Here is a 22,127-nt window from a genome sequence, read left to right on the forward strand (position 1 = left end):
GAGAAAAGAGTGCCCTACCCGGTTTGTTAACGGTTGACGTTGCCCCTGAGCTGGGCCTCGAAACGGTCGGTATCTACCGCCGCCACCGACTGCAAGATGGTGCGGATAAACCAGATCGGGTAATTGGCGGCGTAGGTGTTGAACCGCAGCACGTTGCCCGCAGCCCACCCGGCGCCCCAGCCACGGCGGTCAAGCCTGAAATAGGGCTGGCCGTTGTTGGGGTTGATGGGTGAAAAGTCGGTATTCACGTCCCCCACCGCAATTTGGCCCACATGCTCGCCGACCAAAATAAACGTGGTGGAGGTCTGGAAGATGATGGCCCATCGCTCTTGCAGCGTCGCCCGGTTGGTCACCACGATCGGGAAGTCCGTATCGTTGTATTCCGCCGTGCAGGGGTCGCCAATCAGAAAATCAGACCAGTTATTTGTCCAGGTACGTTGGTCGAACAGCGCCCCATAACGGGCCCACAAGTCACCGATGATCAGGGCGCTGGAGACCAGGGTATCCGCCGCCTCATAGTTGTGGCTGAGGGGCCGAGCCAGGGTGATCCGGCCAGAAATCTCCACATCGGTGGCCAAGCTCATATCCTCGATCCGGTGAACCACGGTCAGCGGCTCTACATAGCCGGTCAGGTTCAGCGGGCTGGCCAAGGTCACCATCCCGCTGTTCATGTTGACGCTGTAAAGCTGCGGCGCCAGCTCCTTGCCGTTCTTGTCCTCCACCCGGCAATAGGCCAGCCGTTCGCGCCCGGTGTTGAGCTGCTGCCCCGCCTGTACACCCATAGGAAAGGCGCTGCGCTTGGTGGAATGCACCACCACGATGTAACCCTTGCGAATGAAGGGCACCCGGCCATCGGATGGCAGGCGCACCGGATCCAGCTTGATGAGATCCGCATCGAGCGGCAGATAGCTATAGACCACCGCATTAAACCGGATGGTGTCAGCCACCACCGACAAGGGGCGCCAGATCTTGCCATCGACCACCATATCCGGGTCGTACCAGGGTTTACCCTCGTTGCCCGCAGCCGTCACCAGGCGGCCAAAGCGCACCGATACCACCCCGGTCTGATAGTCCACCTTGCCGGTTACATCCTGGCTGGTGATGGTGCCATCGCCGTTGGCGGTCACCTCAAACCGGCGTCCGTCTGCGGTGTTGCCACTCAGGTAGAGGCTGGATGGGGCAATGGGTGCCCCCGGCGTCCTGAATGTCACCTCGTCCACCGTCTGGGCCACCAGGCTGGTGACCAACGAACTCAGGGCTGGCACGGGCACCGCGCCAGGGTTCCAGACCGTGACGGTCGCCTTGCCGGTGGCATAATCCAGTGTCCCGGCCTGCTCACCGGCCCCGGTGGCGGGGTCGATGTTGCGATAGAGGATCCCTTGCCTGTCCACATAGACAGACCCGCCCAGCGCAAAGCGCACTGAGTTGGCCAGGATCGCCTCGCCGTTGCGCGGGGTGATATCCAGCACCAGCGGGGTAGCCTTCACGGTGTCCTGGCCCGCTTGGCTTGCATTATTGCTGCGGTACTCCACCTCGACCCAACCACTGTCGTCCACCGGGAACAGGTAGGCGGCCTGCACATAGTAGATTTCCACCAGTGTCCAGCGCTGGCGGGCAATGGTGTTGCCGTGACCATCGCCATAGGTACCGATGGTGCGCCACTCATAGCGGGTTTTCGGAATGCCGCCCTGGCCATCCGGCTTGATGGTGATCTGGCCGGTGGTGTAGTTGACGCTGCCCCGTTCAACCCCTGCCGCATCCAGTAGCTTGCCCGCGCCGTTGTCGCGCACACTGATGATCGGGTCACGGGTAGCGATCACCAGTTCGGTGTCGTCCTTCACTTCCTCATAAAGGGCATTCCAGCGCAGCGAGACCATTCGGGGGGTCAGGTTTTGCTTGGCCAGCTGCATGGTGATCGTCCCGTCCGGGTTGCGGGCCGGGTAGTCAAAGCGTTGGGTGTCCGGGTCGCCGTACTGGTAAACAACCTGGTACTCCTGACCGCCATCGGGCAGGGTCGCTACCCGCAGGGCCAGATCGCCGGTCACATAATTGATGGTGCCGGTGGCATCCCCGGTCAGCTGACCCGCCCCGTTGTCGATGGCGGTTTTGGTCGCACCACCGGCTTGCCAGGTCAGGGTCAGGCTGTTGGGGGTGATCCCCTCATGGGCCAACTTATGGGCCAGCTGCACCGGATCCAGCACCATGCTGGCGCGGTTGAGGTAAGAGACCTTGGTACCCCAGCTGAACATGATCGCGCTGTTCACATCCGGCAGCGCCCCCAGGGTCAACACCACAGAGCCGGTGGTGAAGTTGAGCAGGCCAGAGCCATAGGATTTGTCCTGGCCAAACAACTCCCCGCGCCCGTTATCTTTCAGGTCGTACCATTTGCCCTGGGCCAGATAGCTGACGGTCAGCGAACCAGGGCAAGGGGTGGGCAGCAGGGTCGCGGTGTAGGCATAGCCCCGGTTGTTGGCGGCGATCTGGATCTGGGCCGTGTCAGCAATGCGCGATGGCATCACTGCCGGGCGAAAACTCACGGTTTTGCTGGCCGCGCCATAGTTCGGGCACTGGCTGTTGAAGGTCAGCAGGCCGCGCCCGTAGTCGATAGCCCCCACCACGGTACCGACCAGGAACAGCTCGCCGCCCTTGTCGGTGATCACCGCCGCACCGATGGTGACCGATACGCTGCCCGGCATGGCACCAATCCCTAGGAACAGCCCTTGACTAGGGCTGACCGGTGAGGTGGTGGTGAAGGTGTGGGGACTGCCCACCCCGGATTCCAGCAGGGCGCCCAGCTCACCGGCAGCGGTCAGATCCACCACCGGGGTTTCACTGCGGGCACTGGGTACCAGCTGGGTGAAAATGGTCTTGGCCTGCACCCGCATTGCCCCCAGCGCCGCATCCGCGACCAGCTTGGTGGTCGAAAAGTAGTTGGCGGCATCGGCCACCACGGTTTCCCGCAGGGTGGTCTTGGTGGTTGCCTGGTCATAAGGGCTGGGCTGCTCCCCTTCAAAGGTGTGGCGCAGCGGGTCAGTGATCACGCAGGTGACCACGTTGCGGGTGAACTCGCCCTGATAGCCAGCCACCCCGAACTTGCGCAGCTCGGCGGTTACCCGGTCAACCCGTACATACTGCTCAACCTCGTTCCCCTTCCCTTCGTTGCCGACCAGTACCAGCACCTCCCCAACCTCCGGCAACCGTACCTCTACCCGTTGCAGGATGCGGATCGCCCGCTGCCCTTCCAGCTGGGTATCGTAGAGCACCCCTTGCCACTTCGGGCCTCTGGCCTGATAGCGTTCCAGGGTGTTGCGGGCGTTGCCTCTGGTGTCGTTGTGGTCTTTGGTGGTCATCAGCGTCAGGTTGACGCTGGGGTCACTGGGCGGCAGCAGCACCATGGCATTGGCGCCATAGTAGGTGTCGGTGTCGTCCGTCTGCACCGCCAGAAACGCCTTGCGCATATTCACGGTGCCATAGGCCCGATCCATGTCGCTGACATCAGGGAACAGACTGTTATGGTTGCCGCTGATGATCTCGCGGCCAGTGATGCGACCACCGCCGTCATCGGTATCAACCAGGCGCTGGCTGGCCAACAACACGATATCGCCAGATAGAATGGTCATGGGGTTACCTCTGTGAGATTCAGGGTCAAGGCATAGGGGTCGCCCCCTTCCGGGTCGGCCATCTCGATCAGTGGCATGGCCACCACACCAGGGCGGCGCCACACCACGGTGCGAGCCAGGCCATCGAGCAGGGTCAACGTCATCAGCCGGGCCACCTGAGCCTCCAGCACCTTGATCTCCAGCACCTTGGCGCGGGAGCAATGCCCGCTCAGGGTCAGCGGTCGTCCCTCGGGCTTGGCGGTCTCCTCCACCAACAGGGCGCCGCTCAGGGTCGGGGTCACCACCTGCTCGACCGGCGCCCACTCGAACTCGTCGCGCCAGACCAGATCATCTGGTAGCAGCACGCTGTTTAAGGTCACGTTCATTGCCGCAGTCCTTGCTGTTTAAGAAGGGAAATCAGGGCATTCGCATTGGCCTCATCCGCCTGCAGTTCGGCCGAACCCCCTGCCCCTTTGAGCTCGATGGTGATCCGCTCGGACAACAGCCTGCGTGTCCCTGGGGTGTTGGTGCTGGGGGTAGATGGCGCGACAGCCGGGGCCGGTGGCTGGGCGGCGGCCTGATTGGTTTTGGCACTCTCTTTGGCCAACGCTTTGTTGAGCTCCTCTTTGAGGCGAGCCTGCATCGCCTCCATCTCTTTTTGGAACTTCTCGCCGTAATACTTGCTCCACTCGCTGTAGGCCGGAATATCCTTGACCTTCTGGCTGTAGCGGGCCAGTTCCTCCTCCACCCCGGCCAGGGTATTGGCCAGCCCCTCGGCATTACCGCGCAGGCTATTGATATCCACGCTCTTGTAGTAGAAAGAACCGGCGTTCACGGTACGGGTGATATCGCCTCGACCTCCGCCCCCGCCGCTACTGGCAAGGCTGGCATTGGTCTGCTTGGCTTCATCCTGTACCCCTTTAAGCCCCGCCCGCATCGCATCGGTGGCGCCTTTGGCCCGTGCGGCGGCCTCATCAAAACCATCACCAATGGCCGCGACGGCCTGCTTGGTATCGCCACTCCCCCCTTTCACCTTGGCCATGGCATCGGCTGCGATGGCCATCGACCGCGCCAGCGCATCCCCGGTGATCTTGCCCTGGGCGGCAAGTTGCTTCTGACGCGCGATCAACGCATCGATCTCGGCGGTGGTCTTGGCGCTGTTGTAGGCACTGGCCAGCGCCTCCTCGATGGCGGCGCTACTGGCCCCCGTGTGCGCCACCAATACATCCAGGGCGCCGATGGTCTTCTGAAAGCCCGCACCGATACGGCCATTGGCCCGTTCGAAGTCCAGCCCCAACGCCTCAAACGCCTTGGCCAACTGGGCCGGGCCATCGGCGGCGGTTTGCTTGGCCACCGCATTGATCTCGGCCAGATAATCACGGGAACTCTTGGCCTCATCACCCAGCGCTTTAACGGCTGCGGCGCCTTGTCGCCAGCTTCCAGTGGCCTCGTCGTAATGCACCTTGCCCTCGGCGACTAGGCGATCGAGATCCGCCATGCTGGTGATGGCAAACCCCAGCTCCGTTGACAGGGCGGCAAACTGACCATTGAGGCGGGCCTGAGTCTCGGAGCGCAGCCCCTGCGCCTCCCGGAGTGCCAGCTCAGCCTGCACCAGCTGGCGCAGGGCAGAGGCAAACTGGGTGATCTGGATGATGGACTCGACCGCCATGGCGGCCAGCAGCCCCTTAACGGCAGCGCCCAGTGCCCTGACCCCAATGGCAGCTCCTGCTGCTGCCGTGCCCGCTGTCGTCATGCCGCCTGCTGCTGTCGCGGTCGCCGCGGGTATGGCAATAAACTGGGCGTAGAGGCTGCGCAGATCACCAATCCAACCCGCGATTTTCAGGCCGACCCAAGCCTGAGCCAGCACGGTCAGCGCGGTGCGCCACTCATAGAGGGTCTGGATCAGTGACTTGAGGGTTTCCCCCATGGTGATAAAGCCATCGGAGAGGCGCTTGGCCCACTCCTGCAGGCGGCCATCCCTGGCCATCGCCTCAAATTCGGCATTAAGGTTGGCCAGCTGGTTTTTGAGCCAGGCCAGCGCCCCGTTCTCGGCCACCATCCGGTAAAACTTGGCGAGGTTGTCCTGGGCATTGGAGATAAGCCCGGAGAGCAGGCTCATGTTGTCGGCAGCCGCACCGCGCGATTGGGCTGCAATCTCGTTCATCAGGGCAGAGATGGTCTCGCGGCCCAGCTTGCCCGCCTCAGAGAGCTTCTGCAGCTCGGCAGTATTCTTGCCCGTCACCTGCTCCAGCATCTGCCAGACCGGCACGCCTCGCTCAATCAGCTGCAGGATCTCCTCACCCTGCAGCTTCTGCTTGGCCCAGGCTTGGCCAAGGGCCAGGGAGATGCCCTGCACCTCTTCAAAACCGCCGCCCAACTTGAACGCCTGATCGACAATGCCCTGCATGGCCCCCGCCATGGGGTCGATGCCGAACGCCTTGAGGCGCACGAATACCTGGGTGACTTCACTAAGCTGCAGGGGGGTGTTTTTGGCAAAGTCCTGGATCCAGGCTGACGCCTCTTTGCCACCTGCAATCGACCCCATCACAGCCTTGAGCTGCACATCGAGGCGCTCTGCCTGATCGCCGGTCTGGAACATGGCGAGCAATTGGGTAGTCAGGGTCTGGATACCGAACCAGGTACCCGCCAGCGCCACCAGGCGCCCGGTCAGACTGCCGATGGCCCCCTGCAAGCTACCGGCCTGCTGACTGCCGTGGCTAAACTCGCGCCCCAGCCGTTCGGTCTGGGCGACACTCTTGGTCAGCTCACGCTGCAGGCGCTGCTGTTCCTGGGCAAGGTTCTTGGTATCGAGCCCGGACTGCTTGAGCCCTGCATGCAGGCGGGTATGACTGGCTGACTGAGCGACCAGCTGGCGCTCCAGCTGCTTGACCTCGGAAGTCAGCAACCGCTCTTGTTCGGCCAGCGCCTTGGCATCACCGGCGCCTGCTTGGCTGGAGCGGCGCAACTGCTCCAGCTTGTCACGGCTGAGCACGGTCGCCAGTTCGAGCTGGGTCAGGGCGGCCTTTGAGTCATTGAACTGCTGGATCAACGCCTGCTGGCGACTTAACGCTTCGAGGGTTTGCGCCAGTTGCGCCGTTTCGGCGGCCGTCTCATCCGAGATCGGGCCCAGCTCCTGCACCTCACCCACCAAGGCGGCCAGGTCTTCCCGGCCGGTGACCTTGGCAGCCAGCTCCAAGGCTAGTTTCAGGGTGGTAGAGGTGGACATGGGGCATTCCGATCAGATTCAGATATGCCCTATTGTGAAGAAATGGCAGAATAGGAGGGTTTATGGCTAATTACTGAGAATTAATGAGGGAATAATGAAGCTGATAGATAATATGTCGCTTAAAACGAAATGCTATCTTGGTGGACTCACAGCTGCAGGGCTGCTGACTCCTTTCATTTTCTACTTTTATATTTTCGGTCCCCAGTCAGGCTATAGCCTCGCTCGTAATGATCAAGCATGGGCTAACTTTGGCAGTTTTATTGGAGGCACTCTCGGCCCACTACTCTCTGCTTGCGCTTTCTACGGCGTTTGGGCCACTTATAAAGTACAGCGAGAACAACTGACCATAGCTAAAAACCAAGGCATTTTAGATGAGCTGCAGCGCTTAATTAGCAATCAGCATCAAACTATAGAACTTATGTTACAACAATTAGTGTACTGTTCTTTTCCTTTGGAAGACACACGGAAGATGACAATCCAAGAATACCTTTTAATGTTTATGAACTTAAAGTCAAAAACAAATGAAAGCCTTAGTCCTATCAGAGCAAATAATATAACCCATCGACTTAGCTGCATGGATGATGTTTTTCCATACAGAGAAATAAAAGAGATCACGAAGATACTAATAAATACAGATGAGATTTATGAGGAATATCTCTCATGCGGAGGGTCATCGAAAGTACTAAAATTCTATGTCAAAGAACATCGACTACTAATTGACTGTATCATTTCAACCACGAAGTTCGCTGATGATTTATTGTCACTAAAAAAACGGCAAAATGAATTTTTATAAATATTGAAAAATACGCCCCCAATATGTTACCAGATGCATAGACAGCAACTAAAAAAATGATATATTACATTTATGACTTTATATCAACTGGCACTTTTAAAACTCTATAATAAATCTGGAGTCTATCTATATGGATTATTCAGCCCTCATCGCATTCACTACCTTCATTGCTGGGGTTCTTTTGAACCCAGTAATAAAAAAGTGGGATTATTTATTAAACACCAAACAACACAATGAACGCCTATACATAGAGATTGAGGATTGCTGTTCATATCTCGAAAATATAATAATAAGTCATTTTGATTTTTTGTATCATTTGGAAAAAAACAAAAATGAGAATGGTTTGATTAACTTAAGCAATCCGATAGTAGTGCCTCTGGTTGAAAAATATGACACTCAATTCATTCATACTTTTTACTGCGAAGCATTAAAAATGCTTAATCCAGCGCAAAGAAACACTATCAAAATAATTGATGGTTCTGTCCTAATGTTGGTTGAACAGTCAGAGTCTTTGCGTAGAGACATTCAAGATGAATGTTATTACAACACTCGTTCTATCAGGAATATAATATCTAAATCGTGCTATGTATATTACCACTTGCATAGAATGAAAATTGAGAAGGAACGTTATACTGGTAGTTCATCACTAAATTCTTTTGATTCAACAAAGCACGTGCTGCTTGCCTTTGGCTATTCAATGGAGTCCATTGAGATTGCGAACCCTCTTAAGACAATGTTGTCTAAGGAACAAATAGATACCCTATCAAAAGCAAGTAATCAAACTCACTCTATTTCAGGTTAAGGCTATAGATACTATTAATTGATAGATATCATAGAAATCTCGAGACAATATAAAATAGCATGACGGCGGGCTCCTCCCGCCGCTTTCCGTTCTCTTTGTCTCTAATCTACGGCTAACAACCTTCCCACTTTTACAAGTTAACTGTCATTTCTGACAGTGGCAAGTTGGCCTAGACGGTCAAAACTTAGATTTACTTGTGTTGAAAGGTATGGGCGGAATGCATCAATTTGGCATCTGGCATGAAGGGGGGCACCACACCATACAAGGGCTGCCAATCCTGAAACATCTACTGCGCTCACTCCATGGCGATGTGATGGTGCGCTATGTGTGTCGTGCCGATACGCCTTGCACCCTGTTTCTGACCATCAAGGATGGCGTGCCATATCAGAAATTTAAGGAAGGCACTCCGCCGCTGGACTGGCAGTGGTTAGAGCAATCCATCTTGCCCCTTTCTGCCTCATCTCAACCACTGGTCATGATTAAGCGACTGGCATTACGCTAAGCCTAAGCCCCTTCTTATCTGATCACATCAGCCAACTGTTCCCAATCGCGAGATCCAAGGTAAGCTTAGACTTTTGGAGCTGAGCATGAGGTATTCCTGTCAGGTAAAGATATACCTTATTATAAATAAATGGCAAAATGGATAGGTTTATGCTGAATCACGAATAAAAGGTCCGACATGGTAAAAATTGCATTCAGAGCTCTCATTTGGCTAACTCTTTTACTTCTACTTGTAATGATAGTTTTTTTTCCTCTTCACTTTTACTATTCGGAGTTTGGCCTTTTATCAAAGTATAGCTTTCAGAATAACCAAACATGGGGAAATTTCGGCAGCTTCATTGGAGGAACAGTCGGCTCTGCCCTATCATTTTTCACTGTCATTGGAGTCCTGTACACTTACAATTTACAGCAAAAACAACTGGATATTGCTAATTCACAGAAGAAGCTAGGGGAACTACAGCCCTTACTGAACTCTACTACACTAAGAATAGATGCCATACTAGACAAAGATGTCGACGACATAATCCATAATATTATTCCTTGTGAAAAGAACAGGAAGATATGGAGTGTATATTTTTGCTTGATGTATTTTGGCGGCAATCGAAGTGGCAAAGTCACCCAGAATGAAATTGATGCTATAAAATCAAATCTTAAAATTGAGATTGCTGTTTTATGCCAAGAAGCCGAGAACTTGTCTTATTTGATAGAAAAGGTAGAACTTATCACTAAAGATGAAACAACTCGTGAATTTTACAACTTTAGATATGGTCGAGCATTTAAAAACATGTACGATACCAACTGTGATATTCTCGAGAGAACGATATATATCTTTGGACTAGATAGAGATCAATAAAACATCAAGCTTCTGACCAATGACTATGAACGATATGAAAAACGGCGGGCCTCCCCGCCGTTTTTCATTCCCCTTCCCCACCCCAATCATCACACCGTCACCGGCCGATCCACATAGAAGGGGGCGGTCTCGCCATCCACGGCCAGCAACTCCCCTTCCAGCTCGATCTCGATGGGCTTGTCGCTCATAAAGTCCACCGCCTTCTTGGGGGACAAGCTGGCACGGGGCACCGTCAGTTTGATGGCCTCGCCGCTGACGATACTGCGGCCATCGAGCAGCAGCCGCGCCTTGATCTCCGGCTGGATGTTGCCCGCGATGCGGGTACCGGTCACCGCGTTATAGGTACCGCTGACCGTCAGGCTGCCGCCATCTGCCACCGAGCTCCCCTTGATCGCCCGTACCAGCCCGAGCGCATAGTTGACCTCGATATCGGTACCCACCACCAGCGCCGTGGCCCCTTCCTTGATGGCCAGACCGGTTGCGGCAATATTGCTTTTGCCCAGCTGGGCCCACTTCGGCCAGGCGGGCAGGGTCACCGGCAGATCGGTAAGCGTCCCGGCCCCCTGATTTATGGGGCTCTCCAGACCCATAAAGGCGGCAGCCAGCAGCACGGGCGGGATCTCGGTGGTCTTGATGGTGACCATGGCGGGCTTGGGAATGTGGTAGTTCTCCCGCGCCTGACCGTATTGCCCCTTGCGCTTGCTGGGAATGGAGATCTTCTGGCTGTCGGGTTTCACTTCCAGGCTATCCACATCAATGGGGCCAATCACCCCGCCCGAGACCCCGTTGGTAAAGGTCTCGATAAAGAGATCCCCTTCCAGGTGCAGTGTTTCGCTCATCATCGCTCTCCTTTGAATTTCACTCGGGTAGTAAAGGCAAGCGGCAAATAAGCCGCACCGCCGCTGTAACTGGGTTTGACCGGTGGGGTGACCCGGCGAAAGGTACTGTCACCACATGCTCGCCCACTGACGGCCTGCAGGATGCGGGCAAGCCACACTCCGGCACTGACCTCCTTGGGGCTGGCACGATGCACAAGCACCAGCAACCAGAGTTGATCAAAGCTGCTGGCCCGGCCTGACTGGGAGCCTTCGCTCTCACGTTCGCCCTGATAGACCACATGCACCGCCGGGCTGTGCTGGCCCAGATTGGCGATGGCCGCCACATCGGTGGCCACAAACACATCCTTGAGCCCCTTGGCGATCAGGGGGGCCAGCAGCTCACGCAGCCGCTCGCCCGCCTGCAGGTAGTCGAGTTCGGTACCAGACTGGTTGGCGGGCTGGCTCATAGAAAGCCCCCCTTGTCGCGCCCCTGACTTCGGCCAAAGATGCGCCCATCCGACTGCAGTTGAGCCAGGTTCTGGCTCTCCAGGGTGGCCCCATCAGATGCCAACCCCAGCGCCAGCTCCCCCTTGCCAACCAATTTCAAAAAGGCCAGAGCCGCCTCGTTGCGCTTGGCTATCTGCTCCGGTGCCTGTTCACCATAGAGACGGTGACGGGCGATATCGGCGCAGATAGGTACCAGGGCACTCGGGATATGGGCCAGCGGCAAGGGATAGCGACCCGCCAGATAGCCATCGATCAAGGCACCTGCATCCTGCAGGGCGAGGCGCAAGGCCACCTCGTCCAGCTCACCGGTCGGCGTCATACTCAAGCGCAGCAACTCAGCCTCGCCAAAGCGGATCACCATGTCATTGACGCTGGCGTACATATCACTGCTCTCCGTTCTGGCCAGATGACGGCTCATCCTTGACCGGGTATTGCACGTCGGTCGCGGCGATCGCTGTCACCAGCTCTGCCTTCTTGAGCTTGGCCGCATCCGGGATACCCATCTGCACCGCCAGATCGCGCAGCTCATCGACCTTCATCTCGGCCAGCGGCGTGACCTTGCCAGCCAAGGTGGCAACCCCTGCCAGATAGCCCGAACCGGTCAGGACGCCCAGTGTTGCGTCCAGATCCCCAGGCGCCGATGGTGCATCACCTGCCTGAAGGCTGGTGTCTTCAGCCAACCGGACGACCACCAGACGCGGGTCGTTCTCCAGGGTCGCGCACTGCTCAGGCGACACAACCATCTCAGACTTGCCCGGTACAATCGGCAGGCCCGCGCGAAAATAGACCTGACGAACTGTTGACCCTGTTTGGCAATAAATCCCCACTCGAATAGCCAGTTCCATCTCTTGTTCCATCTCATGTTTTCCTCGTCGTATCTGATAGAGAGGCTGTTTAAACCGGGGGTTAAACAGTGCCTGGCAGCTGTTTAACCCCGCTTTAAACAGGCATAACGCAGGGTTAGAGGTAGTCAGCCACCACCAGCTCCAACTTGCCTTTCAGCTCGTTGCTGCTGCTGTTCGACAGCTCTCGCTCCAGCATCTGGGTAGCCAGCTTCTCAAGGGAGGGGTGTACCACCAACATGGTGGCCTTCACCCCGAGCTTGCGGCCGCCATCAGCCTGAAACTCCCGCATTTTGGAGAAGGAATCCCACAGGTTGTCGGGGGTCAGCGCCCGCTTGTTGGCAAAGGCCAGCTGCCAGAAGCCAAAGCCTGCGGCATCACGGCAATCGACCCCGTAACGGAACTCCTTGCGGGTAAACACCGCTTCGTCATCGATCTTGGTCATGGCAATCAGCTGCGGTGACTTGCGATCCTGGAAGATGACCGGCTTGAGGGCGCGGCTGGTATCGAGCAGGAACCAGGGCTCCCCCTGATAACCGGCATCCACCACCACGTTGGCAGTCAAGACAGGGGTACCGGTGCCATCGGCCTTGGGATAGACCGGGTGATCGGTGTCGAAGAAATACTGGCCGTCATAGCAAGGCGTGGTGAAGCCAGCACCGAGCAGACCGAAACAGAGCTCATCGGGGTGAATGCCCGCCGAACGGCCCATCTCGGCAAACATCGGCGCGTAGATACCCAGCTCGTCATCTTCGATATCGTTGCGATCGACCGCCACGGTGGCCTCGAAGTCTTCGTTTACGATCTGGTAACCGTGCGCCTTCATCGACTCGATCACCCGATCACCGACCCACTTGCGCAGACTGGGGAACTTGCCCAGCCAGCCATAGGTGTTGGACTTGGTGGTCGATTTGATCACGGTGGCGATCTTGGTGTACTGGGCAGGTGCTTCACCCTTGGCGTCTTCAAAGTTCTTCTTGAAGCCGGTGAAGAGGGCCTGCAACAGCGCGGGAGTAACAATGGCCATACGGGTGTTCCTTCTCTGGTTAAACAGGTTGGTCTGGCGGTCGCGTTCGTCCGATTACGCCGCTACGCGGCTAAGCGAATCTACCGGCCTTTTGCCTTGGCAAACTCTTCATAGGAAATGCCGAGCTGATCGGCGGCATACTTGTCATCCGCCGAGAGCACTGCCTCTCCCTTCTTCTCGGGCAGGGTCACCTGGGTGGTCTGGCTGGCGGCCAGGGCGGCAATCGCCGGACGGGGCTCCAGCAACGCCTTGAGGGCAGCCACCCCTTTCTGGGCGGCATAGGCGGTCAAATACTCCTCTTCTGCTGCCACCACCTTGCCCTGGGTACGGGCTTCCTTGATCAAGGTCGCGGCATCCGTGGTCTCAACCTTGGCGCTCAAGGTGGCGACTTCCGTCACCAGGGCGTTATAGGTCTCCACCGGTACATACTTGGCCAGGTCAATCTGGCCACCCTGCCCTGTGGCGACGGTCGCCTTGAGCGCAGCCAGCGATGCCTTCTCGGCAGAGAGTGCCGCCTCCAGCTCCGGCGCGCTCGCAGCGCTGGCCTGCAGGGTATCCAGAGCTGCCAGAGCGGCAGTCCCCTGCTCGGCGGTAAACTGGCCATCGGCACCCGGCTGGATGCCGAGTTTGCCGAGCAGCGCGATCAGGTGTTCGTTCATGGATTTCTCCTGTTGTGCAACATGGGATGAGGTGGCCAGCTGGCCGGGTTGGATAGACATATGGCTTGAAACGGGTAACGCACTCAAAGCGGCAAGCGCCTGCATGCCCACCACACCGGGGTCATTGGTAATGGCTGTCATCCGCAGTTCCAGCGGGCGGCCCTGAGCGTCATAGGGGAAGACGGCAGAAAGGAATCGATACTCTTTGGCAGCCACCAGGGCGGCAGCCCGCTCCGTCCAGCGCGGCTTAATAAAGAGCCCCTGCCCTTCGCGCCATACAATCTCGTCGGCGTTGTACCAACCGGCCGCAGGGGCTGGCTGGCCGTTCTGGTCAGTCTTGAGGGTCTGGTGGTCGTAATCGATCAGGATGTCTTGCCCGAGCGCTTTGGCACGGGCAATCAGGGCTGCAGCGATCTGCCCGTCCAGTTGCCAGTGACCACTCGCCACATCGAACGGACGACCATCACGGGCCTTGAACGGGCCGACAGGCAGCAGCTGGTACCAGCCATCGCCTTGGGGGGTGAGCTGCGCATCGAGCACCGCCAGCCGCTCCCCGCTGACAGGGTTGGCTTGGAGGATAGCCACGAAAGGCGCTGAGTATGGGGTCTTGGATATGTTCATGCCGCCATAGTGCGGCGGCATGAAGGGGGATGGGGTTTATGGTAGATTAATGCTGTAAACTCTAGCTCTTATATAACCAGCTGAGGATGAAACAATGAGTAATTGCTATATATGTAACACTGAGCTGGCCGGTAAGAATGTAACTGAAGAACATATTATATTGAATGCATGTGGGGGAAAACTTACATCCAAGGATTTAATATGTGTCAAGTGCAATTCTACCTTAGGTGAGAGGTATGATGCGACTCTAGCATCACAACTCTTATTTTTATCTAATTCGTTCAATGTAAAAAGACATAGAAAGACTGTCCCTAATATTGTCGCAACAGATATAAACACTGGAATAGCCTATAATATCAGGCCCGGTGGTTACCCTGAGCTAAAAGTACCAAAAATCAAAATAGAGAATTCTGACAAGGAAGTGACTATAAATGTCAACGCTAAAGACAAGAAGCAACTAGAACAAGTGCTTTCTGGCCTCCAAAGAAAATACCCACAAATCAATACAGCAATGCTTGAATCAAAAATAAAAAAAGAATCAGTGTATCTTAATGACTCTCTTCGGATTAGTTCTAGCGTAGGGGGAGATGATACCTTCAGAGCAGTATGCAAAGCAGCAATAAATTTCTATATACATTCTGGTGGTGAACGTTCATTTATACAACACCTTCTTGGTTACATAATTGGAAATGATGAAGTGGATTGTGTATTTAACTATCCATCAGATATGGTCATGGGGTCACTATCAGAATATGAGATAGCACATTTGATTCATTTACGAGGCTGCCCTCAGACAAGATTACTATACTGTTATATAGAATATTTTAGTGCTCACTGTTTTTTGATTATATTAAATGATAATTACACTGGAACTGCTCTCAACAAAACATATAGTCACAATATTGTTACAGACTTGGAGGAAAGCAAAGACATTCCATTATTAATTGACAGAGATACGATTCCAGCATCGTGTGAACTTGACGATGCAACTGTTTGCAAAATTCGTGAGCGACTTATAAGAGCAAATTCGATATCAAGTATACTTCAGAATAAGAAACACTTTGACGATTTAATAAAATCAGCCACAAATGAATTTTTTAGCATGTATCCTGAAGGTGCTATTTTGACGGAAGAAATCAGAGACTCTTTGGTAACATCTATTATGAAAAGATTGATACCTTATTACCTTAGACATCTTCAAATACCATTTCCTGTCCAATACTACAATGATGAACAATCAACCGATTAGTGTTTAATGGTGTTTAAATCTCTCTCAAATGCAGCTAAAGCATGTGCCCCACCTAGTGGGATGGGGCAGCTATCCAAAACGTCTACACCTTAGCCTTGTCAGCTAGTGACTTCACTATGATATCAACGGGACTGTTAAAGGAGGTTTCGGCAATCATGCCGGTCTGAGAAGTTCGGAACAAAGCTTCCAATGCCAGATGGCGATCCTGATCGGACTTGAGCTTGCCTTCATTAAGCAAGGCTAAGTAAGTTTTAACCATAGTGACCCGTTCCTCCGCCTCAAGGCTAAGATGGGAATAGGTGTTGAATTGACGTAATGCAACTCTGATAATAACAGCCATCAGGGTGACTACAAGAGCGGCTCCTGTAGTGTTAAATACCAGATGCTCCATGCCACTACTTATCACAGGAGTAACAGATTGGAGTTTATTAACACCTGCTGTGCCAGCCTCCCCCACATCAGCCAACTTTGCAGATATACCAATAATACCTCCTTTTGCATAGTATTTTGCCAATAAATAAAAGGTAGCCCCCACAGATCCTCCAATTCCAAAAACAAACCATATGAAAGCTTTTCTATTATTTCTGGTTTTTTTTGAATTCCAGTAAGTTACTGAAGCATCTAAATCGATCTGCTCATGGTATGCAGCTGCTGCTTGGCTTATATCCAGTTTGGACTCATCGAAGATTTTCTTTGCAAAAACCCTAGTTTTATTAATTCCTGACAAGCATCTATAGCTCCATCTTTTTATTTTTTCTTTTGTTTTTTTGTGGAGTAGTTCATGCTTGTTAACTATTTCAGAGAGTTTATTGCTATAGTCCTCTACTGATTGGGAGAGATCTTTTTCCACTGATTCTAATGTAGACATAAATTGTCTATGTGAATTTTCAACAGAGCTTATATATGAAGAAACTTGGTTTATACAAAGTTTATTGCCAAATGAAAGAACCAAACTAACTGCAAATGAATTTTGAGTAGAGAATATTTTCATCATTTCCGCACAATGACTGTTACGCTGACATTCCGTTGACAATCCATTATGGGTTAGATCCGTGATATGAATCAGCGCAAACATGGCAATTATATGACCATATTCACTCTCTAGGGACTTAACAAACTCCCCTTCAGGGGTGAATGAGTAAATAGGCAACCATTGATGTTGCCTATTTACCAATATATCCCACTGACTTTTAGCATTACCATCATTAATTTCTATCAATAAATTGTTAATACAATAAGACCTCACGAAGTCTTGCAGATGGTTCAATGGATAATCAAATCTTCTATCTGTCCATTTCCAGAATTCTCTCTCCCCTCTAATGAAATCGTTATATTGGTCAATTGATGAAAATACTTTCTCACCTCTTCCATTACCTAGCGGAACAGAAATTTTAGTATCAATACTTTGTTCGCTCATCATGCACCAGCCTCAATCGAATTCTGGATATGATGACATTGGCACTAGCTAGATCTCAATCCTTTTCAATCAGTTATGAGATACCCCTCCAGCGTCTCCAACACGCTCTTTTTATCCCCTTCTGACAGCCCCAGAGCGCGGCGCTCTGGCAGGTTGATCTCTGGGCGCCCGAACTGGTGGGCCGCGCCATATTCAAGCGGGGTACCGAAGTAGAGAGAGCGGGGATCGGGCTGGGCAGCCAGCAATTCTGGCAACGCGCTGACCGCAGCCACACCGTTCCCCTGCTCCAGTGCAGCGAGCCGTGCCAGCAAGCTGGCCAGATAGTCGCTAGCCTCCACCAACCCCACCATATTGAGCACACTCTCGTTATTTGCCATCTGATTCCCCCTGCTGCTTGTTGTGCCAGTGCTTGTATCCTGCGCCCAATGAAAATTGGGCAGCCAGGTCAAATATCACGGTTTATCAACTTTTATCATTAAATCATCAATGGTATAAGATTATGAATTAGCTAACATTTCTCTCGTCATCACACACACAAGGGAGAATGTTATGACCAAGCAATCAAACCACAATGCCGATATCAGCAACCCCAACAAAGGCTCGAACGGTACGAACCATACCTATGACCGTAATCAGGGGAACCGTGGCTGGCAATTGAATCCGCAGACCCCGAAAAGCGGCGGCAAAAAGTAAGCAAGAGGCACCGGGGGGCTCAGTCCCCCCTTATCTGGATCCTTATGACACAGAACGAGCAATCCACCGGCGCCAAGCGCCCTTTTAAACAGACTCGGGCCCTTATCCGGCTTGCTCTCAACGATGGTCTTACGCAAAAAGAGATCGCCGCACTTTGCCGAACCCAGCAATCTATTGTCAGCGCGTGGGCAAAAGGGACGAAACTGGCCAATGAGGGGCAACTGACCGAATTGCTGACCCGCTATGGCCATACGCTGCGCCGCCAATCCTTTCGCCTCTATTGGTCTATCGATGATGAAACCAAGACGAAGAAATTTTATCGGGTTGAGGGCAAGGTGATTTTCCAGCACATCTTCTACAACCTGCGGCGCGATGCCCGCAGCGGAAAACAGCACAAGATCAACCCGGAAGAGCGCCTGATTGTGCATCACCAAGGGCAGGATACCTTTCGAATAGTTTTTCAAGCGCGCATTCAATTTAACGATGGGCTGTTACTCGATAGCCATCAGGATGATTCGATTTGGTTCTCATCCATTTCTCCCCCACTAACTTGCAAACAACTGGTGGGCCACCTTGATAAGGCCAGCGCTGAAATAGCGTCCACATGGCCTAGCGATGCTCACACTGTCCCCTTTCTGATCCGCCAAGCCCTGCTGCAACACGGCTTTCAGGTGGAAGGGATTGAGGAGTTCCCGGCACAGTGGTAGCCTCACCGGACACCCAAACAGGTGTCAGAGCACCTTAACGCTCTGAAAGGCGGCAATACCGCCACAGATTTGAGCACTCTTGCGAGTTAAGCCCTGTGAACAGCCCTTTGCTCTCACGGCGCGATTCAAATCAACAAGGGGTATGCAGGCGGCTCATACAGAGCTAGGCGAACAGGTCTCCCAGTAGCCGAAATGGCTGTATACCAACAGGGATAGGGGTGGGCGCGATACCCAAGCCGTCAGTATCTGGCCGCTTGGGTATTTTTATTTTCCCCCTGCAACCTCCCCCTCACCCCACCCCTCTCCCGCAAGGGGAGAGGGGGCTAAAGAAGATCGGTCGCTAAAAACAGCAACCGCCATCACCCCTCCCCTTTATCAGCTGGCGGTTTGCTGGCCGACGTAGCAGCAACCAGTTGCGGCTCATCGGGCTCGGCCTGCGGGATCTGCATCTTCTTGTGGGCCCAGTCGAGCGGGATGCGCATGCCGCAGGCTGCCAGCTTGGGCAGGCTGTCGGCATAACGGCAGATATCCTCCGGCTCGGTCACATCAAACTCCAGCCGGGGGCTACGGCGCGGGCCCTGATAGCTCTTGCCGTTCAGGGCATAGAGGGGATAGACCAGATCGCGGGTCAGGGTGGCGGCCAGCTGGCGGAGATCTGCATCCCGTACCTCCTGACGCACCTCGTTATGGACATTACCCAGAGCATTGGTCGAGCTCTTGCCATCGGCCTGCGAGGTCAAGGTGCCCCCCAGAATGGCCTTGCTCATGGAGCGCTCGCACCACTCCATCATCACCACAAAGGGGTCGGCCTGACCGCTGGCGGCGTTCTGGAACTCAATCTCCATCCCACGCGGAATAATGCCCCCGGCGTTATGACCGATAGATAGTACCGCCTGCAGCAGAGTGGCCTTCTCTTTCTCGGTCGCCCCTTCCGGGTATTTGCCAAGGCGCACCGGCAGGCCGTAGATCTCCAAAAACTCGGCAAGATCCCGCACGCTGTAGTTCTTGAACAGAAACGGCCAGATCAGGGTACGGACAAGACCGGTGCGGGCCAGATACCCCGATTTGGACTTGGCCTTGTGCAGCAGCCAGCCAAAGGGGTTGAGGGCAACCCCTTCCTGGCTGCCGTCTCGCAAGCGCAGCTGATTGCGATCATCCGGGTGGGTCTGGAACCAGGCAGGGTCGCGCCAGACGATGCCCTTGGGGATCTGCAGCCCCTCGACCATCTCCCAGCCGCAGAACTCCTGGGCACTGAACCCCTTGAGGATCCCGTCGGTGGCATCAAAGATGGCATCATCCAACCAGGTGAAGTCCTCCAGCAGCTCCCGGATAAGCTCGGCATCGCGCTTCTCGGCTGGAGACGCATTGCGGGGCGGCTCGATTGTCCAGCTCACCCCCAGCAGGGCGCGGCGGCGTTTGCCGAGCTCACTCTGCAGGTGGGCATCCTTCTCCTCCATATCTTCGGCCAGCTCGCACTGGGCGAGCAGGCCCCCTTCCTCGGCCTCTTTCAACGCAGCCGCCGCTTTGCCGGGGGTTAGCCCGATAGTCGGGTGATCGCTGTAGTGACGGCGCAGCTGGGCCAACTTGGCATCGTTCTCGGTCTGCGGCTCTTTTTCCAGGCTCATGGTTTTGCCATGGATATCAATGATCCTGCCCATTACCAGGCTCCTCGCTCATATCGGTGATAGTCATCGTTGTTGTCGCTGCCATGGTCATCACGTTTACCTGGTAGTGGGGTGAACTCGATGGCGCCCCCCTCCATCCAGCTGGCCCGCACCGCCATGGCCAAGGCCACCGCAAAGTCACCGTGGCGCTGTTGGCCCCCTTGGCCGGTGTTCTTGCCCTTGTCGATCTTGGGGATGCCGTTGATGACCTGGATTTTCCCCAAGTCATCCTGCACGTCTGCATGGCGCGGGATGGTCAGGTTGCCATCCTCAAACTCTGCCTTGAGCTTGGGCATCCACTCCCGATACCAGGGGTCATTGAGCATCACGCACTCGATCATGCTGGCGCCCCAGCGCAGTCTGGCAGCCTCTGCCAGATAGCCGCCGTTACCGGTGGCATCGAAGGCCGCCGCCGTGAAACGGTGCAACCCCTGCAGCAGGTAGAACAGGATCTGGCGCTGACTCTCATAGGGGGCATTGACCAGCTCCACCACAAAGGGCACCTGTTTGCGCAAGTTGGTGGTGATGGAGAGCGGAACGAACACCGACAAGTCCCCCTTGCGGGCGAAGTCCTCTCCAAACGCATGGCGGCAACTGCGATCGAGCGCTTCCAGACAGGGCTTGAGGTTCTCCTCGCACCAGATATCCACCACTGCCTTGCGGGTCTCCTCGCTCGAGAGCTCAAAGTCTTTGGGGGCGGTAAAGCGCAGGATGGGGATATCCGGTTGCATCGCCCGCTCGATCAGGGTGCGCTTGATATAGACGCCGCTGCTCTGCTTGGGTACGCAGAAATACTCCTCAAGGGCATCCTCTTCGGTGGCGGTGGCCTTGAGCAGCCCCGCCTTCCAGGCGTCCTCTGCTTCCTGTGTCCAAAGGCCGCCCTTGACCTGGCAGATCCGGCGATAGAGCCCCTGGCGGCAAGCATCGTCCAGGCTGATGGTATGGATGGAATACTCTTTGCGGCCCGCGCGGCTGTCGTTGATGAGCTGGTTAAACAGGTTATCGACGCCGTTATGGGTACTGATCAACCGCACCTTGGCGCCCCACATGGTCAGCGCCATGGCGGCCTTCAACACCTCGGCCAGTCGGTCGTGGAATGCGGCCTCGTCGATGGTCACATTGCCCTGCATCCCCCGCAGGTTGGAGGGGTTACTGGAGAGCGCCTGCACCTTGAAGCCAGAGGCGAAATAGACCACGAAGGTGAGGATCGCTTTATCCTCATCGTCGGTGAACACCTCCTCCTGGATCTCACCGGCCGCCTTGTTGTACGCCTTGGCCCACATCGCTACCGCATCGATAAACTCGCGGGCCATCTCCTTGTTGCTGCCCACATAAAAGTGGTGGCAGCCCCCGGCCGTCTTGGTCTTGGAGGCCGTCAGGGCTGCATCAGCAGCCTCCGCCCAGGTGATACCGGTGCGGCGGCTCTTCTCGGCAATCTTGAGCGGGCTCTCGTCGGCAATCCAGATGCGCTGGTATGGCAGCAACACCTCGTCGGGGTTGTATTCGGTACCCAGGGTCTGGGCCAACTGTTGGGCGATAGGGGTCTGAGTAATGGAGGTCATCAGGCAATCCCCAGGATTTCGCGGCGTATCTCGGCGGCGGCTTCACCGCTCAAGCCCGCCTGAGTCACGATGGCTTCAGTCTTGGCGGCGATCTCTTCGGCAAATGCCTGGCGGATCTCTTTCTCCCGCTTGTGACTCTGCATCGCGGTCGATTCGAGCCGCTGGGCCGCCAGCATGGCGTTTTTCAGCATGTCGATATCCACCGCCTCCTCCGGGTTCTGCACCTGAGCCAGCATCGCCTTGAACAACTGGGAACGGCCCAGCTCCAGAATGAGCTTGGTGGTCTCCCCCATCGGCTTGTCGCCAAGCTGGGAGGTCAAGGCGGCCGTGGTTTCGCGCAAATCCCGCAGGTGCTGGCCGACCTGTTCAACCTGGCTGGCATGACGGCTCAACCCGGAGCGGGATAGCTTGAGATCATCGGGCAACCCCGCCTCCTCGATCAGGCCGTTGATCTCATCCAGGATGGCAGCCTGACTGTTGCCCTTGTCCCGCAGCATCTCGTTGAGCGCGTTGCGGATGGACTCAGGCAGCAGCCACACCTTGCTGGCGCGGCCTCGGGTAGGCTTCTCACTCATGCTTAATCCTCC

At 55.1% G+C, this 22,127-nt stretch carries 21 protein-coding genes; 7 read left to right on the plus strand and 14 right to left on the minus strand.

The annotated features are described in order from the left end of the window. Nucleotides 1–26 precede the first annotated feature (26 nt). Genes AB5Y76_RS17575 through AB5Y76_RS17585 form a run of 3 tightly spaced genes read right to left on the minus strand, consistent with a single transcriptional unit; the run spans nt 27 to nt 6,825 of the window. Nucleotides 27–3,620, minus strand: a complete 3,594-nt coding sequence (locus tag AB5Y76_RS17575; protein ID WP_368177775.1) for a curculin (mannose-binding) lectin protein — start codon at nt 3,618–3,620, stop codon at nt 27–29. After that, nucleotides 3,617–3,985, minus strand: a complete 369-nt coding sequence (locus AB5Y76_RS17580; RefSeq protein ID WP_016350137.1) for a hypothetical protein — start codon at nt 3,983–3,985, stop codon at nt 3,617–3,619. The genes AB5Y76_RS17575 and AB5Y76_RS17580 overlap by 4 nt, the downstream gene beginning before the upstream one ends. After that, entirely contained in the window at nt 3,982–6,825 is a 2,844-nt protein-coding gene (locus AB5Y76_RS17585) for a tape measure protein (protein WP_368177776.1), read from the minus strand. Before AB5Y76_RS17585 ends, AB5Y76_RS17580 begins: the two co-directional genes overlap by 4 nt. 94 nt (nt 6,826–6,919) lie before the next feature. On the opposite strand from AB5Y76_RS17585, the gene AB5Y76_RS17590 reads away from it, so the two are divergent. The 4 genes from AB5Y76_RS17590 to AB5Y76_RS17605 all read left to right on the plus strand — a co-directional run bounded on the left by AB5Y76_RS17590 (nt 6,920) and on the right by AB5Y76_RS17605 (nt 9,774). Next, nucleotides 6,920–7,618 carry a hypothetical protein gene (locus AB5Y76_RS17590; protein WP_368177777.1) on the plus strand — a complete coding sequence of 233 codons (699 nt, stop codon included), beginning with the start codon at nt 6,920–6,922 and terminating at the stop codon, nt 7,616–7,618. Nucleotides 7,619–7,748: 130 nt separating this feature from the next. Continuing rightward, complete coding sequence (locus AB5Y76_RS17595) at nt 7,749–8,420, plus strand: hypothetical protein (RefSeq protein WP_139747531.1); 672 nt, start codon at nt 7,749–7,751, stop codon at nt 8,418–8,420. 217 nt (nt 8,421–8,637) lie between these two features. After that, nucleotides 8,638–8,922 carry a hypothetical protein gene (locus tag AB5Y76_RS17600; RefSeq protein WP_368177778.1) on the plus strand — a complete coding sequence of 95 codons (285 nt, stop codon included), beginning with the start codon at nt 8,638–8,640 and terminating at the stop codon, nt 8,920–8,922. A 177-nt stretch (nt 8,923–9,099) separates the two neighbouring features. Then, complete coding sequence (locus AB5Y76_RS17605) at nt 9,100–9,774, plus strand: hypothetical protein (RefSeq protein WP_368177779.1); 675 nt, start codon at nt 9,100–9,102, stop codon at nt 9,772–9,774. An 89-nt stretch (nt 9,775–9,863) separates the two neighbouring features. Here the strand turns inward: AB5Y76_RS17605 and AB5Y76_RS17610 are convergent, their stop codons facing one another. From AB5Y76_RS17610 to AB5Y76_RS17635, 6 genes are all read right to left on the minus strand, one after another. Further along, complete coding sequence (locus AB5Y76_RS17610; protein WP_368177801.1) at nt 9,864–10,613, minus strand: hypothetical protein; 750 nt, start codon at nt 10,611–10,613, stop codon at nt 9,864–9,866. Next, entirely contained in the window at nt 10,613–11,059 is a 447-nt protein-coding gene (locus AB5Y76_RS17615) for a hypothetical protein (RefSeq protein ID WP_368177780.1), read from the minus strand. The genes AB5Y76_RS17610 and AB5Y76_RS17615 overlap by 1 nt, the downstream gene beginning before the upstream one ends. Further along, a complete protein-coding gene (locus AB5Y76_RS17620) occupies nt 11,056–11,481 on the minus strand; it encodes a gp436 family protein (RefSeq protein WP_368177781.1) in 426 nt (141 codons plus the stop codon). Before AB5Y76_RS17620 ends, AB5Y76_RS17615 begins: the two co-directional genes overlap by 4 nt. Nucleotide 11,482: 1 nt before the next feature. Beyond that, the gene (locus AB5Y76_RS17625) at nt 11,483–11,956 is read right to left on the minus strand and encodes a Rho termination factor N-terminal domain-containing protein (RefSeq protein ID WP_368177782.1); all 474 of its coding nucleotides are present in this window, start codon (nt 11,954–11,956) and stop codon (nt 11,483–11,485) included. A 103-nt stretch (nt 11,957–12,059) separates the two neighbouring features. Beyond that, complete coding sequence (locus AB5Y76_RS17630; RefSeq protein WP_368177783.1) at nt 12,060–12,968, minus strand: Mu-like prophage major head subunit gpT family protein; 909 nt, start codon at nt 12,966–12,968, stop codon at nt 12,060–12,062. Nucleotides 12,969–13,048: 80 nt separating this feature from the next. After that, entirely contained in the window at nt 13,049–14,269 is a 1,221-nt protein-coding gene (locus tag AB5Y76_RS17635; protein WP_368177784.1) for a phage protease, read from the minus strand. 73 nt (nt 14,270–14,342) lie between these two features. On the opposite strand from AB5Y76_RS17635, the gene AB5Y76_RS17640 reads away from it, so the two are divergent. Continuing rightward, the gene (locus AB5Y76_RS17640; RefSeq protein ID WP_368177785.1) at nt 14,343–15,497 is read left to right on the plus strand and encodes an HNH endonuclease; all 1,155 of its coding nucleotides are present in this window, start codon (nt 14,343–14,345) and stop codon (nt 15,495–15,497) included. A gap of 82 nt (nt 15,498–15,579) precedes the next feature. Here AB5Y76_RS17640 and AB5Y76_RS17645 read toward each other — a convergent pair whose 3' ends face one another. Together AB5Y76_RS17645 and AB5Y76_RS17650 are read right to left on the minus strand one after the other, a co-directional pair. Further along, nucleotides 15,580–16,917: a DUF6161 domain-containing protein gene (locus AB5Y76_RS17645; RefSeq protein ID WP_148610706.1), complete on the minus strand. Its 1,338-nt coding sequence runs from the start codon at nt 16,915–16,917 to the stop codon at nt 15,580–15,582. Between the two features lie 62 nt (nt 16,918–16,979). Then, the gene (locus tag AB5Y76_RS17650; protein ID WP_368177786.1) at nt 16,980–17,291 is read right to left on the minus strand and encodes a phage virion morphogenesis protein; all 312 of its coding nucleotides are present in this window, start codon (nt 17,289–17,291) and stop codon (nt 16,980–16,982) included. Between the two features lie 172 nt (nt 17,292–17,463). Here AB5Y76_RS17650 and AB5Y76_RS17655 point away from each other — a divergent pair, with 172 nt between their 5' ends. Both AB5Y76_RS17655 and AB5Y76_RS17660 read left to right on the plus strand, forming a co-directional pair. Then, on the plus strand, nt 17,464–17,607 hold the full coding sequence (locus AB5Y76_RS17655) for a hypothetical protein (RefSeq protein WP_335838131.1): 144 nt from the start codon (nt 17,464–17,466) through the stop codon (nt 17,605–17,607). 44 nt (nt 17,608–17,651) lie between these two features. Then, a complete protein-coding gene (locus AB5Y76_RS17660; protein ID WP_335838130.1) occupies nt 17,652–18,314 on the plus strand; it encodes a hypothetical protein in 663 nt (220 codons plus the stop codon). A 359-nt stretch (nt 18,315–18,673) separates the two neighbouring features. Here AB5Y76_RS17660 and AB5Y76_RS17665 read toward each other — a convergent pair whose 3' ends face one another. Genes AB5Y76_RS17665 through AB5Y76_RS17675 form a run of 3 tightly spaced genes read right to left on the minus strand, consistent with a single transcriptional unit; the run spans nt 18,674 to nt 22,115 of the window. Next, nucleotides 18,674–19,972: a DUF935 domain-containing protein gene (locus tag AB5Y76_RS17665; RefSeq protein WP_368177787.1), complete on the minus strand. Its 1,299-nt coding sequence runs from the start codon at nt 19,970–19,972 to the stop codon at nt 18,674–18,676. Then, entirely contained in the window at nt 19,972–21,540 is a 1,569-nt protein-coding gene (locus AB5Y76_RS17670) for a terminase family protein (RefSeq protein ID WP_368177788.1), read from the minus strand. Before AB5Y76_RS17670 ends, AB5Y76_RS17665 begins: the two co-directional genes overlap by 1 nt. Then, nucleotides 21,540–22,115 carry a DUF3486 family protein gene (locus tag AB5Y76_RS17675; RefSeq protein WP_106843604.1) on the minus strand — a complete coding sequence of 192 codons (576 nt, stop codon included), beginning with the start codon at nt 22,113–22,115 and terminating at the stop codon, nt 21,540–21,542. Before AB5Y76_RS17675 ends, AB5Y76_RS17670 begins: the two co-directional genes overlap by 1 nt. Nucleotides 22,116–22,127 lie beyond the last annotated feature (12 nt).

It is taken from the genome of Aeromonas sp. R1-2, assembly GCF_040908505.1.
Lineage (GTDB): Bacteria > Pseudomonadota > Gammaproteobacteria > Enterobacterales > Aeromonadaceae > Aeromonas > Aeromonas veronii.

What these genes read in the sequence shown, in the direction of transcription:
- AB5Y76_RS17575 (WP_368177775.1), bottom strand. Translation starts at nt 3,620, where the DNA reads ATGACCATTCTATCTGGCGATATCGTGTTGTTGGCCAGCCAGCGCCTG.
- AB5Y76_RS17580 (WP_016350137.1), bottom strand. Translation starts at nt 3,985, where the DNA reads ATGAACGTGACCTTAAACAGCGTGCTGCTACCAGATGATCTGGTCTGG.
- AB5Y76_RS17585 (WP_368177776.1), bottom strand. Translation starts at nt 6,825, where the DNA reads ATGTCCACCTCTACCACCCTGAAACTAGCCTTGGAGCTGGCTGCCAAG.
- AB5Y76_RS17590 (WP_368177777.1), top strand. Translation starts at nt 6,920, where the DNA reads ATGAAGCTGATAGATAATATGTCGCTTAAAACGAAATGCTATCTTGGT.
- AB5Y76_RS17595 (WP_139747531.1), top strand. Translation starts at nt 7,749, where the DNA reads ATGGATTATTCAGCCCTCATCGCATTCACTACCTTCATTGCTGGGGTT.
- AB5Y76_RS17600 (WP_368177778.1), top strand. Translation starts at nt 8,638, where the DNA reads ATGCATCAATTTGGCATCTGGCATGAAGGGGGGCACCACACCATACAA.
- AB5Y76_RS17605 (WP_368177779.1), top strand. Translation starts at nt 9,100, where the DNA reads ATGGTAAAAATTGCATTCAGAGCTCTCATTTGGCTAACTCTTTTACTT.
- AB5Y76_RS17610 (WP_368177801.1), bottom strand. Translation starts at nt 10,613, where the DNA reads ATGAGCGAAACACTGCACCTGGAAGGGGATCTCTTTATCGAGACCTTT.
- AB5Y76_RS17615 (WP_368177780.1), bottom strand. Translation starts at nt 11,059, where the DNA reads ATGAGCCAGCCCGCCAACCAGTCTGGTACCGAACTCGACTACCTGCAG.
- AB5Y76_RS17620 (WP_368177781.1), bottom strand. Translation starts at nt 11,481, where the DNA reads ATGTACGCCAGCGTCAATGACATGGTGATCCGCTTTGGCGAGGCTGAG.
- AB5Y76_RS17625 (WP_368177782.1), bottom strand. Translation starts at nt 11,956, where the DNA reads ATGGAACAAGAGATGGAACTGGCTATTCGAGTGGGGATTTATTGCCAA.
- AB5Y76_RS17630 (WP_368177783.1), bottom strand. Translation starts at nt 12,968, where the DNA reads ATGGCCATTGTTACTCCCGCGCTGTTGCAGGCCCTCTTCACCGGCTTC.
- AB5Y76_RS17635 (WP_368177784.1), bottom strand. Translation starts at nt 14,269, where the DNA reads ATGCCGCCGCACTATGGCGGCATGAACATATCCAAGACCCCATACTCA.
- AB5Y76_RS17640 (WP_368177785.1), top strand. Translation starts at nt 14,343, where the DNA reads ATGAGTAATTGCTATATATGTAACACTGAGCTGGCCGGTAAGAATGTA.
- AB5Y76_RS17645 (WP_148610706.1), bottom strand. Translation starts at nt 16,917, where the DNA reads ATGATGAGCGAACAAAGTATTGATACTAAAATTTCTGTTCCGCTAGGT.
- AB5Y76_RS17650 (WP_368177786.1), bottom strand. Translation starts at nt 17,291, where the DNA reads ATGGCAAATAACGAGAGTGTGCTCAATATGGTGGGGTTGGTGGAGGCT.
- AB5Y76_RS17655 (WP_335838131.1), top strand. Translation starts at nt 17,464, where the DNA reads ATGACCAAGCAATCAAACCACAATGCCGATATCAGCAACCCCAACAAA.
- AB5Y76_RS17660 (WP_335838130.1), top strand. Translation starts at nt 17,652, where the DNA reads ATGACACAGAACGAGCAATCCACCGGCGCCAAGCGCCCTTTTAAACAG.
- AB5Y76_RS17665 (WP_368177787.1), bottom strand. Translation starts at nt 19,972, where the DNA reads ATGGGCAGGATCATTGATATCCATGGCAAAACCATGAGCCTGGAAAAA.
- AB5Y76_RS17670 (WP_368177788.1), bottom strand. Translation starts at nt 21,540, where the DNA reads ATGACCTCCATTACTCAGACCCCTATCGCCCAACAGTTGGCCCAGACC.
- AB5Y76_RS17675 (WP_106843604.1), bottom strand. Translation starts at nt 22,115, where the DNA reads ATGAGTGAGAAGCCTACCCGAGGCCGCGCCAGCAAGGTGTGGCTGCTG.